We start from the raw sequence: 14,300 nt of genomic DNA, 5'->3' as shown, positions 1-14,300 counted from the left end.
CCAATCAAGTGGGAAGCATTAGGGAGGAGCTATTCATGTCTAACAAAGTTTTAATCGTCGACGATGCAGCATTCATGCGTATGATGATCAAGGAAATTCTTTCGAAAAACGGGTACAGCGTCGTAGGGGAAGCAAGTGACGGTGCACAAGCAGTTGAAAAGTACAAAGAATTGGGACCTGATCTGGTAACCATGGATATTACCATGCCAGAGATGGATGGAATTTCTGCATTGAAAGAAATTAAAAAGTTGGATCCTAACGCGCGCGTGATCATGTGCTCTGCGATGGGACAACAAGCGATGGTAATCGATGCGATCCAGGCGGGCGCAAAAGACTTCATCGTAAAACCATTCCAGGCAGATCGCGTTCTGGAAGCGATCAAAAAGACAATGAGCTAATGATGATGATCCGGAATGCAGGGGCAAGACTCATTTTAGCCTTCAGTCTGATCCTGTTGCTTTTCGTCTCCTCCCTGCCGAGTACCGTTTTTGCGGAAGGTTCAGTAGCGGATGCGTACAACCAGGGAAAAGTGCCAACTAGCAATGCGCCCGCCGGCAGTGAACAGCCGGCGGCCATTCCGGGCAGCGGAACAGGAAGTATGATCGGGTATCTGGTTCAAGTCATTTTTTCGCTTGGCTTTATTGCAGTATTGATCTTTTTATTGCTTCGTTTTCTTGGTCGACGTCAAGGGGCTCAAAGTCATGGACCGATTAAAGTGATTAGCGCTACTGCGCTTGGCAATGGCAAAACACTGCAGGTTGTTATGATCGGCGAGTCATTGTACATCGTGGGAGTAGGAGAAAACGTTCAATTGCTTCGTAGGATCGAACCGGGTGAAGAGGTAGATGTGATCTTGGCTGACGCTGAGATCAAACCGATGAAAAGCCCATTCTCGCTAGAATGGCTCCCGTTCGGTAAGAAAAAGCAGGCGGAAGAAGAAATCTTGTTTTCTTCTGACATGGACGGGAAAAGCTTTCAAGATCTGTTGCAAGGTCAATGGAACGACTTGAGAAATCGTCCAAACCAAACAGAACATTGGAAGAAAGAGCAAGCTCAGGACAGAGGGGACCAAAAATGAAATATTTTTTGCAGGTGCTGATGCTTGTCGCAGTGTTGCTATCCGTACCTGATATGGTCATGGCGGCGCCAGCGGGGACACCGCTTGTTCCGAGTATTGATTTGAAGATAGGCGGCGGAACAGGAACTCCGCAGGAGACATCGACGGCCATTCAGCTGTTACTGATTTTGACAGTATTATCTGTAGCTCCAGCGATTTTGCTTTTAATGACCAGTTTTGCGCGAATTATCATTGTCTTGTCTTTTGTGCGAAATGCATTGGCAACTCAGCAAATGCCACCGAATCAGGTATTGATTGCCCTTGCGTTATTTATGACATTTTTCATAATGGCTCCGACACTCGGACAAGTAAACGAAACAGCCGTGCAGCCATTTATGCAAGGAAAGCTAACGCAACAGCAGGCATTAGACGCAGCGGTCATACCCTTTAAGGAATTTATGGCAAAGCAGACGCGTGAAAAAGATTTAGCACTTTTTCTGGAATACACAAAAGCCGAACGACCAAAATCAATCCAAGATATTCCGTTGAATGCATTGGTACCTGCTTTTGCCATTAGTGAATTGAAGACGGCTTTTCAGATCGGCTTTATGATATTCATTCCATTTCTCGTAATTGATATGATCGTCTCCAGTATTTTGATGGGGATGGGGATGATGATGTTACCGCCGGTTATGATTTCATTGCCGTTTAAGATTCTATTGTTCATCATGGTGGACGGCTGGTATCTCATTGTGAAATCACTTTTGACCAGTTTTTAGCGACATTCCGAATGCCTCAGGAGGTAGAGCATGACACAAGAATTACTTATGCAAATTGCCCAGAGCTCTGTTTATACCATCCTGCTGATTTCGGCACCCGCACTTGGGGTCGCCTTGCTGGTCGGTTTGATGGTCAGTGTCTTTCAGGCAACGACACAAATTCAGGAGCAGACACTCGCTTTCATTCCAAAGATCGTGGCCGTATTTGTCGTGATCTTGGCTGCTGGTCCATGGATGCTCCGGGTACTGCTTGATTTTACGATGGGGATTTTCGGTAACCTTCATCGTTTTGTTGGGTAGCGTATGAATCTTTTTCTAATGTATCTGCCCGTATTCTTGCTTGTTTTTGTCCGAATGAGTGCCTTTTTTGTAACGGCTCCGTTCTTTTCCATTCGTGGTGTACCGAATCAGTTTAAAATCGGTCTCGCATTTATCATTGCCGTCATTAGTTTTCAATCCTTGCCGGTACAAGGCGAGATTCCAATGGATTTGACTTTTATTCTGTATATCATGAAGGAAGCGCTTGTTGGTGTCATTCTTGGATACATATGTGAAATGATGTTTGTCGCCATTCAGGTTGCCGGCGGACTGATGGACATGCAGATGGGTCTCGCAATGGCAAACGTGATTGATCCCAAAACGGGTGCATATATCCCGATAACAGGTAACTTCAAAAACATTCTCGCTGTCCTGTACTTTTTCAGTATTGACGGACATCACATGCTGATACGAGGTGTGATAAGCAGTTACCAGGTTATACCCGTGGACATCATGTGGGCGGCTTTCGGAAGCGAAAACGTCATGATGACAGCAGTAAAAACATTTCAAACGATGTTTACGAGTGCGTTTATGATTGCGGCACCGATCGTCGTTGCATTGTTTCTGGTTGATCTCTCTCTTGGTATTATCGCCAAATCTGTCCCGCAGTTTAATATCTTTGTGGTGGGTTTGCCCATTAAACTGCTTGCCGGCTTTTTACTGCTTATTGTGGTGATGCCTGCGTTCTTGCTGACCCTGAACGGATTGTTTGGAAACATGTTCCGGGCACTTGCAGAAATGATGAAATCGCTCGGAGGATCACCATGAATCAATTGAGGCTTTCCTATCAAGTAGATCTTCAATTTTTTAATGGGGAAAAGACAGAAAAAGCTACGCCCAAGAAAAAGCAAGATGCACGAAAAAAAGGGCAAGTCGCGAAAAGTCAGGATCTTTCCCCAGCCCTATCTTTGACAGCATTTTTCTTTCTGCTAATGATGCTTGGCTCTACCATGCTAGGCACCTTTCAAGATTTGATGCGGGAGTCATTGATTACATATACCACGTGGCAAGTAAATGAAGAAAATTTAAAAGTCATCGTAATGCAGCTTGCATTTGAAGCGATAAAAATTGTAGGACCTATCTTGGGCTTGAGTTTTCTTATCGCATTTGCGGTGAACTACATGCAGGTAGGCTGGCTAATTAGTACAGAACCCCTTCAAATGAAGCTGGAAAAGATCGATCCGATTAAAGGGGCAAAACGAATTTTTTCCTTACGCTCGCTCGTAGAGCTACTGAAATCTTTATTAAAAATAAGCGCAGGCATTTACGTCGCGTACGTCATTTTGTGGAATGCAAAGGAACAAGTTGTACAGCTTTCCTTATTGTCTCTCGGAGCAGTCTTATCGTTTACTGCCGAAGAGGTGACAAAGCTGGGAATCTATCTCGGGTTATTGCTTTTCATTCTTGCGGTCCTGGACTACGCCTATCAGCGCTATGAGCATGAAAAGAATCTGCGGATGTCTAAGCAGGATCTCAAGGACGAGCATAAGCAAGCGGAAGGTGATCCGCTCATCAAAGGGAAGATTCGTGAACGGCAAAGAAGCATGGCCATTCGCCGTATGATGCAGGAGCTTCCCAAAGCGGATGTCATTATTACGAACCCGACTCACTTTGCTGTTGCCGTTCGCTATGACGCGAGTGCGATGAGTGCACCGACGGTAATCGCCAAAGGGCAAGACTATCTAGCGTTAAAAATAAGGGAAGTAGCGAAAAAGCATCGTATCGTTACCATGGAAAACAAGCCCTTGGCCCGGGCTCTCTATAGTCAAGTTGAAGTTGGGCAACAAATTCCCGAAGAGATGTTTAAAGCGGTCGCGGAAGTTCTCGCGTACGTCTACAAGCTGCAAGGGAAAGTGAAATAAATGGAAGGAGGATAACCAGTGGGATTCAAATTTAAAGAAGTTGGTACGATCCTTTTTGTCATAAGCATTGTTGTCATGATGGTAATCCCACTTCCTTCAGCGCTTCTTGATTTGCTGTTGATTTTGAATATCTCCCTTGCATTGACCATCTTGCTTGTGTCGATGTATACAAAAGAAACTTTGGAATTCTCGATCTTTCCGACGGTTTTGCTTATTACAACACTTTTTCGACTGGCCTTGAACGTGTCGACGACGAGAAATATTCTATCGCACGGTGAAGGCGGTAAAGTTATTGAAACGTTCGGTAGCTTTGTAGTCGGTGGTAATCAAGTCGTCGGTTTCGTTGTGTTTTTGATCTTGATCATCATTCAGTTTATCGTAATCACCAAAGGTTCTGAGCGTGTCGCTGAGGTAGCAGCACGTTTTACGCTCGATGCGATGCCTGGTAAACAGATGAGTATCGACGCGGATCTAAATGCAGGAATGATCACAGAAGCAGAAGCACGTGTACGAAGAAAAAAGATTGAAAACGAAGCTGACTTTTATGGAGCAATGGATGGTGCCAGCAAATTCGTAAAAGGGGACGCCATCGCGGGTATTATCATTTTTATCGTAAATATTATCGGTGGTTTTATCATCGGGATGCTCATTCACGATATGAGCTTTGCCGAGTCTGCCTCTCGTTTCACTACCATGTCTGTCGGTGATGCATTGGTGAGCCAAATTCCTGCGCTCTTAATCTCGACTGCAGCGGGTATTATTGTAACGCGTTCCACTTCTGGTGAAGGTTTGGGAGAAGACATCGTCAAGCAAATGTTCAGCTTCCCACGTCTTCTCTATATCGTATCGGGATGCATGTTGTTGCTGGGTCTTTTTACTCCGATTGGAATTTTGCCTGTGCTCCCAGTAAGCGGGATAATGGCATTTGCCGCCTGGAAAATGGAAAAGAACCAGAAGATGCAGATACAAGAATCCGCCGATAAGGTGGAAGAACAGCAAATGGAAGAAGTACGCAGTCCAGAAAGCGTCGTGAACCTGTTACAGGTCGATCCGATCGAGTTCGAATTCGGTTATGGCTTAATCCCGCTTGCTGATGTGAAGCAGGGGGGAGATCTGCTAGATCGAGTCATCATGATCCGAAGACAAATCGCACTCGAGATGGGGATCGTTGTACCGGTCATTCGTATACGTGACAACATCCAGCTTCGGCCGAATGAATACATGATCAAAATAAAAGGCAACCAGGTCGCAAAAGGGGAAATCATGCTGGATCACTATCTGGCAATGAGCCCGGGGATTGAAGATGATTCCATTGTTGGGATAGAAACCGTAGAACCTGCGTTTGGATTGCCCGCATTATGGGTAACAGAAGAGAATAAGGAGATTGCTGAGCTGTCTGGCTATACAGTTGTCGATCCGCCATCTGTTGTGGCTACACATCTGACAGAGGTCATCAAGCGACATGCCCACGAATTGTTAGGTCGCCAGGAAACAAGGGCCCTGATCGACAATGTAAGGGAGACAGCACCAGTTCTCGTAGACGAGTTGATTCCAAGTTTGCTCGCCATCGGGGACGTACAAAAAGTATTGCAAAAGCTGTTGCGTGAAAAAGTGTCTGTTCGAAATCTCCATGTCATTCTTGAAGCGCTCGCGGATCATGCCTTGTATACAAAAGATCCGGATGTACTGACAGAATATGTGAGACAGGCGATGGCGAGACAGATCACACTCCAATTTACGGAGCCAGGACAACCACTTCGCGTGCTGACAGCTGGAGCAGGATTGGAAAAAGCAATCTCTGAACGTGTGGAACAGTCTGAGCAAGGAAGCTATCTGGCGATGGATCCGGAAACGTCTCAGCGAATTTTCCAAAACATGTCGACTGAAGTGAGCAAAATGATCAACTCGGGTCAACAGCCGATCATTCTTTCATCACCAGCGGTCCGAATGTACTTGCGTCAATTAGTAGATCGCATGATGCCAGACGTTCCCGTTTTGTCGTACAGCGAGCTCGAACCACATGTTGAAGTGCAAAGCGTAGGGATGGTGAACATTTCGTGAGGGTAAAACGTTACATTGTCGATTCGATGCCAGAAGCAATGGAAAAAATCAGGACGGACTTAGGAATGGATGCAGTGATTCTTAATTCCAAGCCGATCAAAACAGGTGGATTGTTCGGGATGTTTGGCAAACAACGAATCGAAGTAATCGCTGCTGTCGATGAAAAGGCATCCGAGCGAGAAAATCCCACAGTAGCAGCTGAACATCGAACCAGCAACGTTTTGCCCAAATCGCAGACGGGTACGTACACTGCTGCTCAAGCGTATCGAAGACCGACTGTGGCAAAAACATCGGAGAATCAACAAGTTCAATCAACAGGGAGGGAGCAGCTCGTAGCCGCGATGACACAAACTGCGGTTGCGACGCCTCCTCAAGAAGAGATCTCAGATACGAGAGCTGTGCCAAAGCAAGGAGAGCCAGCTGAGCAGCATGCTCCTGTCACGACATCCCAAGAAAGAGCTATACCCGTAAGCAATCATGACGCGATTGCCACTGAAATGCGAGATATGCGTCAAATGTTTCAAAAGCTGTTGGTGCATGACTTAAGTGAACAACTTCCTCCGGCGATACAATCTATTCGTGCAAAGTTATTGAAGCAAGAAGTGACGGAAGAGCTAACTGCAGAAATCATTCGAAAAGTAATGGATATGTCGCAACCGGGTGAAAAATGGACGGAGGAAGAAGCGTTTACGGTAAGCCGAACGATTATCACTTCCATGATCGAGCCATATACAGCATCTTCGCCAAAGCTGGGTAAGAACGTACGGTATGCTTTCTTTTTCGGTCCGACAGGGGTTGGAAAAACAACGACCATTGCGAAGCTTGCGGCGAACAGCATGTTGAAGGAAAAGCGAAAAATCGGCTTTATCACGGCTGATACGTATCGAATGGCGGCTGTAGAACAATTGAAGACGTACGCAAACATCTTGAATGTCCCACTGGAGGTTGTCTTTTCGCCGAAAGAAATGGCGGCAGCGATGGAGCGCTTAAGTGATTGTGACCTCATTTTTGTAGATACGGCTGGACGAAATTTTCGCAACGATGAATACGTCGAAGGCATTCGTGAATTGTTGGAGCATGGCAAAGACAGCGTGAACTACCTGGTACTTAGCTTGAGCTCCAAATTCAATGATATGAAAGCGATCGTCCAAAATTTTGCGGAAGTTCAAGTGAAGCAAGTCATTTTTACAAAAGCGGATGAAACGAAGAGCTTTGGCACGATGTTGAATGTTTGTCAGGAGATGAATCTACAGCTCTCCTATGTAACGACAGGTCAAAATGTACCAGATGATATCGTTGTAGCTACACCCGAGCTGGTTTCAACGATGATTATGGGAGAGTAAACAGATGCGTGACCAAGCAGAGCAACTCCGTGAGCGGATGCTACAAAACAAGAAGACACGACCAACTAGACTGGTCACAGTGACGAGTGGAAAAGGTGGTGTCGGCAAGTCCAATTTCAGCTTGAATTTTGGACTTGGTTTGATTGAGAAAGGTCATAAGACGGTTTTGTTTGACTTGGATCTGGGTCTGGCAAATCTGGATGTATTAATGGGAATTACCCCAAAAAAGCATCTGTTTCATTTGTTAGAGCCAGATACGACTGTTTGGGACATTATCGAGCACGGGCCAGGAGGCTTAGAATTCATTGCGGGTGGATCTGGATTTACGCAGATCATGCAGTTAGATGATGAGAAGCTTGATCGCTTATTCTCACATCTGGACCCATTGCAGGGCTATGCCGACACCATCATTTTTGATACGGGAGCAGGTTTTTCAAAAGAATCCATGCGATTCATGCTCTCCTCAGACGAGGTTATCCTTGTTACCACTCCTGAACCACCAGCGATAACAGATGCATATGCAGTCATGAAGATGCTACACGCACGCAATCCTGCTGTATCCATTCGATTGGTGATAAATCGAGCGTCGTCGGAGAGAGAAGGGAAAATGACGGCAGACAAGCTTGCGATGGTTTCCAAACGTTTTTTGAATATGGAAATTCAGTCGCTTGGATATGTTTCGGATGATCCTTATGTTTCAAAAGCTGTTAAACTGCAGCGTCCTTTTCTACTTACATATCCACAATCGCAAGCCGCGAGAAGCATACGAAATCTGGTAGAGCGGTATTTGGATCGTCCGGTTACTTCAGATGCTTCTGTCAGTGGCCTCAAAGGTTTTCTTGCGAGGTTGAGGCACTTCATACGATGAGACATAAAAGTAGGAAGGGAGCGACATTCGAATGAGCAAAATCCGCGTTCTCGTCACGGACGATTCAGCATTTATGCGTAAAGTGATTTCGGACATTTTATCTACTGATCCTGAGATTGAAGTGATCGATCGTGCCAAGAATGGACTCGAATGTATTGAAAAATGTAAACAACTGGTGCCGGATGTTCTCACACTCGACATTGAAATGCCTGTCATGAACGGTTTGGACGCTCTGGAAAAACTGATGAATGAGTGTCCGGTTCCGATCGTCATGTTGAGCAGCCTGACAAAAGAAGGCGCCGAAGCTACGATTCATGCGTTGGAACTAGGTGCGTTTGACTTTGTAACGAAGCCTTCGGGTCCAATTTCTCTCGATATCCACAAAGTGGGAGATCGTCTTATCGAGCGCGTGAAGGCTGCGGCAGCATCGAAAGTACGTTTGAAAAAGCAGATGCCACGCGTAGCCAAACCGGTATCTTTCGAACCAACAGCTGCACCTGGTGCTCCGGCCTCACCAGTAATACGTACGAAAATACCGAGCCCGCCTGCTGTGATGCGGTCACAAGTGGGGGGGAAGGCAAGACTGGTGGTTCTAGGTACTTCCACAGGTGGTCCTAAAGCATTGCAGAGTGTACTGACTGCAATTCCGGCGAATTTTCCTGCACCAATTGCTATCGTTCAGCATATGCCAGCTGGATTCACAAAATCGTTAGCAAATCGACTAGACTCGTTATGTCAGATTCGAGTAACCGAGGTTGTCGATGGCGAGTTTTTGGAAAATGGTACAGCGTACATCGCTCCAGGAGGCTTCCACTTCGAAGTTCGTCAAGTGAATGGCAGACTGCAGGCCTACTTACATCAAGAGGAGCCACGAGGCGGACACAGACCGTCTGTCGATATCCTGTTTGAATCAGTCAGTCAATTGACAAATGTAGACAAGTGGGCAATCATCATGACAGGCATGGGAAATGATGGGACTAAAGGGCTAAAACTCATGAAGGAACTGGGCCGTGTCACAAGTATTATCGAAGATGAGTCGAGCTGTGTTGTATACGGAATGCCACGCGCAGCGATTCAAGCAGGCTTGGCAGACAACGTGGCCCCATTGGAAAAGATTCCAGAGCTGTTGTGCAAGCTCTTGCACTGATTTTTGGGAGGTGGATCACCTATGGATATGAATCAGTATTTGGACATGTTTATTGAGGAGTCAAAGGAACACCTACAGGCGATCAACGCCAATTTGCTACTCTTGGAAAGTGATCCGGGTAACATTGGCCACGTCAAAGAGATTTTTCGATCCGCGCATACATTGAAGGGTATGTCGGCAACTATGGGCTTTGAAGACATGGCGAGTTTGACTCACGAAGCGGAAAATGTACTTGACCTGATTCGCAATCAGAAGCTAACGATTACCAGTGATATCATGGACTCTATTTTCCAGAGTGTAGATTTGATTGAAGGCATGGTCATCGATATCACAGAAGGCGGAGACGGCTCAGCGGATGTATCCGCTATTGTAAAGAAGCTGCGTGCGATTGTTGCAGGAGACTTTTCAGCCGAGCAGGAAGTAGCAGCTACTACTATGGAAGTGGAAGCACCGCAAGAGGAAACTACATCAGCTGAAGATCATGAGCTTGATGATTATGCCATGATGGTCTTGAAGCAGTCTCAGGAGCTCGGGAACAACGTTTTGTGGATCAAAGTGACATTGAATGAAAACTGCTTGCTCAAGGCAGCCCGCTCTTACATGGTTTTTGATCAACTGGAATCCATGGGTGAAGTGATCAAAACGAAGCCAGCTGTTGAAGATATCGAGAATGAGCGATTTGAACAGTCGTTTGAAATCGCCTATGTGACGGAGCACTCGATTGAAAAGGTACGTACTACGATTCTTAACATTTCGGAAATCCAAGATGTGACAATCGAAACCATTCAATTGAAGAAGGAAGCTCCACCTGCTCCCGTAGTGCAACAGGCACCAGCACCAGCTGAAAAGGGTGCAGCAGAAGCTCCTCAAGCACCAGTGAAAAAGGCGACGGCTGGTGGAAAAACCATTCGTGTCGATATCGAACGCTTGGATATCTTGATGAATCTGTTTAGCGAATTGGTCATTGACCGCGGTCGTTTGGAGCAGTTGGCACGAGAAATTGGAAAGAATGAACTGCAAGAAACCGTGGAGCACATGAGCCGGATTAGTGGCGATCTCCAGAACATCATTCTGACCATGCGCATGGTGCCGGTGGAGCAAGTATTCAATCGTTTCCCACGTATGATTCGCGATCTGCAAAAAGATCTAAATAAAAAAGTGAATCTGGAGATTATCGGTGCGGAGACAGAATTGGATCGTACCGTCATCGACGAAATCGGGGACCCACTCAATCACTTGCTGCGTAACTCGCTTGACCACGGAATTGAGTCTCCAGCAGATCGGAAAAAGGCGGGTAAGCCAGAGGAAGGAAAAATCGAGCTCCGCGCTTTCCACAGTGGCAACCATGTATTTATTGAAGTAAAAGATGATGGTGCTGGAATCAATAAAGATAAAGTTCTCAAAAAAGCGCTTGAGAGAGGCATTGTCAATCCTGCCAATGCAGATAGCATGAGTGACAAGCAAATCCATGAGTTGCTATTTGCAGCAGGCTTTAGTACAGCGGAAGTTGTATCTGACATTTCCGGTCGTGGTGTTGGATTGGATGTCGTGAAGTCCAAAATTGAATCGTTGGGTGGCAGTGTCAGCGTAGATTCTGTGCGCGGTCAGGGCACGACTTTCCTCATTCAATTGCCACTTACGCTCTCTATCATTTCCGCGATGCTGGTGCAAGTGAAGGATGAGAAGTACGCTGTCCCACTCAGCTCCATTATTGAGACGGCTGTATTTAAAAAAGATCAAATCATGATGGCTCACCGCCAAAAAGTGATCGACTTCCGGGGACGTGTAGTTCCGCTCGTTTCGCTGCAGGACATTTTCCAAGTGCCTGATAATGGGGAAACGATGGAAGATGAAGTGGCAGTCGTCATCGTACGTAAAGGTGAGAAAATGGCAGGCCTTGTCGTCGATTCGTTCATCGGACAACAAGAGATTGTTCTAAAATCTCTCGGCAAATATCTGGTCAATGTATTTGCCATTTCAGGTGCAACGATCCTGGGAGACGGTCAGGTCGCGCTCATCATAGATTGTAACTCGCTGATTAAGTAGAAGGAGGGGCAGCCACATGCTCGATCAAAAAGAAGTCATTAGCGAAGTCAAAGTGATTGTCTTTCGATTGAAGGACGAAGAGTATGGCGTTGAGGTTCATCAGGTTAAATCCATTGAAAAGCTGGAGCACATCACAAGAGTTCCTCGAACGCCTAGTTTCGTCAAAGGGGTTATTAATCTGCGTGGCGTTGTGACACCGATTATTGACCTGCGAAATCGTTTTAGTCTCGAAGAAAGCGTCTATTCCGAAGCAACTCGAATCATTATCGTGGCCGTAGGTGAATTGGAAGTGGGTCTCATTGTAGATGCCGCAAACGATGTTATCGATATACCAGTTGATGCGATTGAACCGCCTCCAGAAGTTGTTGGAGGTGTGGAGGCTGCTTATTTGCGAGGCGTCGCTAAGCTGGATAAACGACTGTTAATCCTCTTAAACCTCGATAAAGTATTGAGCACTGAGGAAATCAAGCAGTTGGACGCAATTGAGGGGTAAGTAAAATGGGCGATTTTACGAAGTTTGGGGATTTCCAATTTGACGTTTTACGGGAAATCGGGAATATCGGTGCTGGTCACGCTGCCACGGCTCTCTCCAAGCTCATACAAAAAGAAATCGATATGAAAGTTCCACAAGTCAAGATTATCCCCTTCGACGAAGTTGCAGATTGTGTCGGAGGAGCGGAAACTGTAGTAGTGACCGTCTTCCTCCGGGTTGAAGGCGATTGTCCAGGCAACATGTTTTTCATCCTTGATTTGGATTCAGCCAAGCACCTGCTCGAGCAAATCACAGGAATTAATAAAGATGTGCACGAGTGGGAAGAGCTGGAGATCTCCGCGTTGCATGAGATTGGCAACATCTTAACAGGTTCTTATTTATCATCGTTAGCTGATTTTACACAATTAAATTTACAGCCGTCCGTACCTGCACTCGCTGTGGATATGGCTGGAGCTATTCTAAGTTATGGATTAATAGCGTTGGGTCAAGCGGGTGACTTTGCCCTCACGATTGACACCGCTTTTTTCGAAGGCAATGATCAAGTAAAAGGGAACTTTTTCTTAATTCCTGATCCTGAATCGCTCCCAATACTATTTCGTTCATTAGGGGTTCCGTTCGATGGAGATTATTAAGATAGGGATGGCTGATCTCGGTGTGGCAAAGCCGCCGAGCAAGCTGCGTACTACCGGTTTAGGTTCTTGCGTAGGAGTAGTACTCTACGATCATATCCATAAAATTGCAGGTATGGCACATGTTATGCTCCCTGAATCGTCTTTGGCTAAAGGCGGGGAGCTAACGATAGGAAAATATGCAGATACAGCAATCCCTCATCTGATTCAGTTGATGGTGAAGGCTGGTGCGGAGACGAGACACACAGTTGCGAAATTGGCTGGTGGCGCACAAATGTTCGCGTTTTTAGGAAATAATGACACCATGCGGATTGGGCCTCGGAATGTAGAGGCGTGCAAACTTGCATTGAAGGATGCTCATATAAAGATCGTGGCAGAAGATACAGGGGGAAACTGCGGTCGGACAATAGAGTTAGATGCCACAAACGGCATTCTTCAAATCAGGACCGTAAATCAAGGTGTGAAGGAAGTATAACAAATGTTAGGAACCATTTGGATTAATTTTGGATTAGGGATGCTCGCATTTCTTGTAACGCTGGGTACGGCTGTGGCGAGTAATGTCTGGCTCGTATCACTGGAGAGAGCAGGTATTGCATTTGTCCTATTCTTCCTCGCTGCATTTCCAATTCGTTGGCTGCTCGCAACGTTCATACAGTCATCTACTCCACCAATGGTTACGGACACGCTAGAGGGGACAAGCTCTCCTCTAGCAGAAGGTGGGGTCGTTCTGGAAATTGGACAACAATTCGAACAGGAAGAACAGACATTTGCACCACTCTTAATCAACAACATGGAAAGGATTCATCCTACTGAGGATCCAGCCACCGTTGCAGAGGTCGTTAGGCGCTTATCAGATGAGTAAAGGTTGGTGACTATTCGTGGCACGGCTAACCAGTCAAGAAAAAGCAAAAGAGTTCGATAAATGGGTCATGTGGAAGCAAGAGGGAAGTCGCGAGGCGGAGGTTGACTTGGTCACGCGGTTTTTGCCACTGGTAGACAAGGTGGCAAATCGGTTGGCAATTAATCTGCCATCAAATGTGGACAAGGATGACTTGATTAGTTATGGGCGCTTTGGGCTATTGGACGCTTTGGCTAAATTCGATCACACCCGGGGTCTCCAATTTGAGACGTACGCTATGTGGAGGATTCGTGGCGCAATGATCGATGGACTACGCGAGAACGACTGGATCCCTCGTACTGTTCGAGACAAGGCCAAAAAAATCGAAGAAGCATACACCACCTTGGAACAGCAAATGCTGCGAATGCCAACCGATCAAGAAGTGTCTGATTATCTGGGAATAAGCAAAAAGGAGCTTCAACAGGTTTTCTTGGAAACCTCTCTTGCCAGCATGGTTTCAATCGATGAAGCAGTAGGGGATGAAGACGAACAAAAAACAGCAAGGCATTCGTATATCATCGACGAGATCACACCTCGGCCTGATAATGTGGCGGAAGTATCCAGCTTAAAAGAGGTTCTAGTAACGGTCATCGACAAGTTGCCTGAAAAGGAACGACTGGTTGTCTCCTTGTTTTATTTTGAAGAAATGACCTTATCAGAAATTGCGGAAATCATGAGCTTGTCACCTTCAAGAATATCCCAGTTGCACTCCAAAGCTCTTTTCCGACTTCGTTCTGCGTTGTCCAGATGGAAATCGCAATTGATGTAAGGGGACATTACCCAAGCTTGAGAGGGGTAG

General features: G+C 46.1%; 16 protein-coding genes. All 16 read left to right on the top strand.

The genetic code is table 11. The features are described 5' to 3' along the window. Nucleotides 1-35: 35 nt before the first annotated feature. The 16 genes from FO446_RS17240 to FO446_RS17165 are packed head-to-tail and all read left to right on the top strand — an operon-like array spanning nt 36 to nt 14,270. The gene (locus FO446_RS17240) at nt 36-398 is read left to right on the top strand and encodes a response regulator (RefSeq protein WP_007719294.1); all 363 of its coding nucleotides are present in this window, start codon (nt 36-38) and stop codon (nt 396-398) included. Continuing rightward, on the top strand, nt 398-1,078 hold the full coding sequence (locus FO446_RS17235; RefSeq protein WP_221869161.1) for a flagellar biosynthetic protein FliO: 681 nt from the start codon (nt 398-400) through the stop codon (nt 1,076-1,078). The genes FO446_RS17240 and FO446_RS17235 overlap by 1 nt, the downstream gene beginning before the upstream one ends. Further along, nucleotides 1,075-1,836 (top strand): flagellar type III secretion system pore protein FliP, encoded by a 762-nt coding sequence (gene fliP / locus FO446_RS17230; protein WP_088908099.1) that lies wholly within the window; start codon nt 1,075-1,077, stop codon nt 1,834-1,836. The genes FO446_RS17235 and fliP overlap by 4 nt, the downstream gene beginning before the upstream one ends. Before the next feature lie 30 nt (nt 1,837-1,866). Continuing rightward, a complete protein-coding gene (gene fliQ, locus FO446_RS17225) occupies nt 1,867-2,136 on the top strand; it encodes a flagellar biosynthesis protein FliQ (RefSeq protein WP_007719290.1) in 270 nt (89 codons plus the stop codon). A gap of 3 nt (nt 2,137-2,139) precedes the next feature. Continuing rightward, on the top strand, nt 2,140-2,922 hold the full coding sequence (gene fliR, locus FO446_RS17220; protein ID WP_173608009.1) for a flagellar biosynthetic protein FliR: 783 nt from the start codon (nt 2,140-2,142) through the stop codon (nt 2,920-2,922). Next, nucleotides 2,919-4,016, top strand: a complete 1,098-nt coding sequence (gene flhB / locus FO446_RS17215) for a flagellar biosynthesis protein FlhB (protein WP_173608008.1) — start codon at nt 2,919-2,921, stop codon at nt 4,014-4,016. Before fliR ends, flhB begins: the two co-directional genes overlap by 4 nt. Nucleotides 4,017-4,034: 18 nt before the next feature. Further along, nucleotides 4,035-6,077 (top strand): flagellar biosynthesis protein FlhA, encoded by a 2,043-nt coding sequence (flhA, locus tag FO446_RS17210; RefSeq protein WP_064202438.1) that lies wholly within the window; start codon nt 4,035-4,037, stop codon nt 6,075-6,077. Next, entirely contained in the window at nt 6,074-7,420 is a 1,347-nt protein-coding gene (flhF, locus tag FO446_RS17205) for a flagellar biosynthesis GTPase FlhF (protein WP_232773268.1), read from the top strand. Before flhA ends, flhF begins: the two co-directional genes overlap by 4 nt. Before the next feature lie 4 nt (nt 7,421-7,424). Further along, nucleotides 7,425-8,288: a MinD/ParA family protein gene (locus FO446_RS17200; RefSeq protein WP_173608006.1), complete on the top strand. Its 864-nt coding sequence runs from the start codon at nt 7,425-7,427 to the stop codon at nt 8,286-8,288. A gap of 31 nt (nt 8,289-8,319) precedes the next feature. Continuing rightward, nucleotides 8,320-9,435 (top strand): protein-glutamate methylesterase/protein-glutamine glutaminase, encoded by a 1,116-nt coding sequence (locus tag FO446_RS17195; protein WP_173608005.1) that lies wholly within the window; start codon nt 8,320-8,322, stop codon nt 9,433-9,435. Between the two features lie 21 nt (nt 9,436-9,456). Continuing rightward, nucleotides 9,457-11,481, top strand: a complete 2,025-nt coding sequence (locus tag FO446_RS17190; protein ID WP_237898595.1) for a chemotaxis protein CheA — start codon at nt 9,457-9,459, stop codon at nt 11,479-11,481. Between the two features lie 16 nt (nt 11,482-11,497). Then, nucleotides 11,498-11,974, top strand: coding sequence for a chemotaxis protein CheW (locus FO446_RS17185; protein WP_007719278.1), 477 nt, complete (start codon nt 11,498-11,500; stop codon nt 11,972-11,974). Nucleotides 11,975-11,979: 5 nt separating this feature from the next. Continuing rightward, on the top strand, nt 11,980-12,606 hold the full coding sequence (locus FO446_RS17180; protein WP_173608003.1) for a chemotaxis protein CheC: 627 nt from the start codon (nt 11,980-11,982) through the stop codon (nt 12,604-12,606). Further along, complete coding sequence (locus tag FO446_RS17175) at nt 12,593-13,078, top strand: chemotaxis protein CheD (protein ID WP_015891734.1); 486 nt, start codon at nt 12,593-12,595, stop codon at nt 13,076-13,078. The genes FO446_RS17180 and FO446_RS17175 overlap by 14 nt, the downstream gene beginning before the upstream one ends. A gap of 3 nt (nt 13,079-13,081) precedes the next feature. Beyond that, entirely contained in the window at nt 13,082-13,465 is a 384-nt protein-coding gene (locus tag FO446_RS17170; protein WP_173608002.1) for a hypothetical protein, read from the top strand. A 16-nt stretch (nt 13,466-13,481) separates the two neighbouring features. Continuing rightward, nucleotides 13,482-14,270 carry a FliA/WhiG family RNA polymerase sigma factor gene (locus tag FO446_RS17165; RefSeq protein ID WP_173608001.1) on the top strand — a complete coding sequence of 263 codons (789 nt, stop codon included), beginning with the start codon at nt 13,482-13,484 and terminating at the stop codon, nt 14,268-14,270. Nucleotides 14,271-14,300: the final 30 nt, after the last annotated feature.

Source organism: Brevibacillus brevis (genome assembly GCF_022026395.1).
In the GTDB taxonomy this organism is placed as follows: Bacteria; Bacillota; Bacilli; order Brevibacillales; family Brevibacillaceae; genus Brevibacillus.
Note: the sequence above shows the minus strand (reverse complement) of the source record. Positions and strands in the feature narration are given on the sequence as shown.

What these genes read in the sequence shown, in the direction of transcription:
- FO446_RS17240 (WP_007719294.1), top strand. Translation starts at nt 36, where the DNA reads ATGTCTAACAAAGTTTTAATCGTCGACGATGCAGCATTCATGCGTATG.
- FO446_RS17235 (WP_221869161.1), top strand. Translation starts at nt 398, where the DNA reads ATGATGATGATCCGGAATGCAGGGGCAAGACTCATTTTAGCCTTCAGT.
- fliP (WP_088908099.1), top strand. Translation starts at nt 1,075, where the DNA reads ATGAAATATTTTTTGCAGGTGCTGATGCTTGTCGCAGTGTTGCTATCC.
- fliQ (WP_007719290.1), top strand. Translation starts at nt 1,867, where the DNA reads ATGACACAAGAATTACTTATGCAAATTGCCCAGAGCTCTGTTTATACC.
- fliR (WP_173608009.1), top strand. Translation starts at nt 2,140, where the DNA reads ATGAATCTTTTTCTAATGTATCTGCCCGTATTCTTGCTTGTTTTTGTC.
- flhB (WP_173608008.1), top strand. Translation starts at nt 2,919, where the DNA reads ATGAATCAATTGAGGCTTTCCTATCAAGTAGATCTTCAATTTTTTAAT.
- FO446_RS17200 (WP_173608006.1), top strand. Translation starts at nt 7,425, where the DNA reads ATGCGTGACCAAGCAGAGCAACTCCGTGAGCGGATGCTACAAAACAAG.
- FO446_RS17195 (WP_173608005.1), top strand. Translation starts at nt 8,320, where the DNA reads ATGAGCAAAATCCGCGTTCTCGTCACGGACGATTCAGCATTTATGCGT.
- FO446_RS17190 (WP_237898595.1), top strand. Translation starts at nt 9,457, where the DNA reads ATGGATATGAATCAGTATTTGGACATGTTTATTGAGGAGTCAAAGGAA.
- FO446_RS17185 (WP_007719278.1), top strand. Translation starts at nt 11,498, where the DNA reads ATGCTCGATCAAAAAGAAGTCATTAGCGAAGTCAAAGTGATTGTCTTT.
- FO446_RS17180 (WP_173608003.1), top strand. Translation starts at nt 11,980, where the DNA reads ATGGGCGATTTTACGAAGTTTGGGGATTTCCAATTTGACGTTTTACGG.
- FO446_RS17175 (WP_015891734.1), top strand. Translation starts at nt 12,593, where the DNA reads ATGGAGATTATTAAGATAGGGATGGCTGATCTCGGTGTGGCAAAGCCG.
- FO446_RS17170 (WP_173608002.1), top strand. Translation starts at nt 13,082, where the DNA reads ATGTTAGGAACCATTTGGATTAATTTTGGATTAGGGATGCTCGCATTT.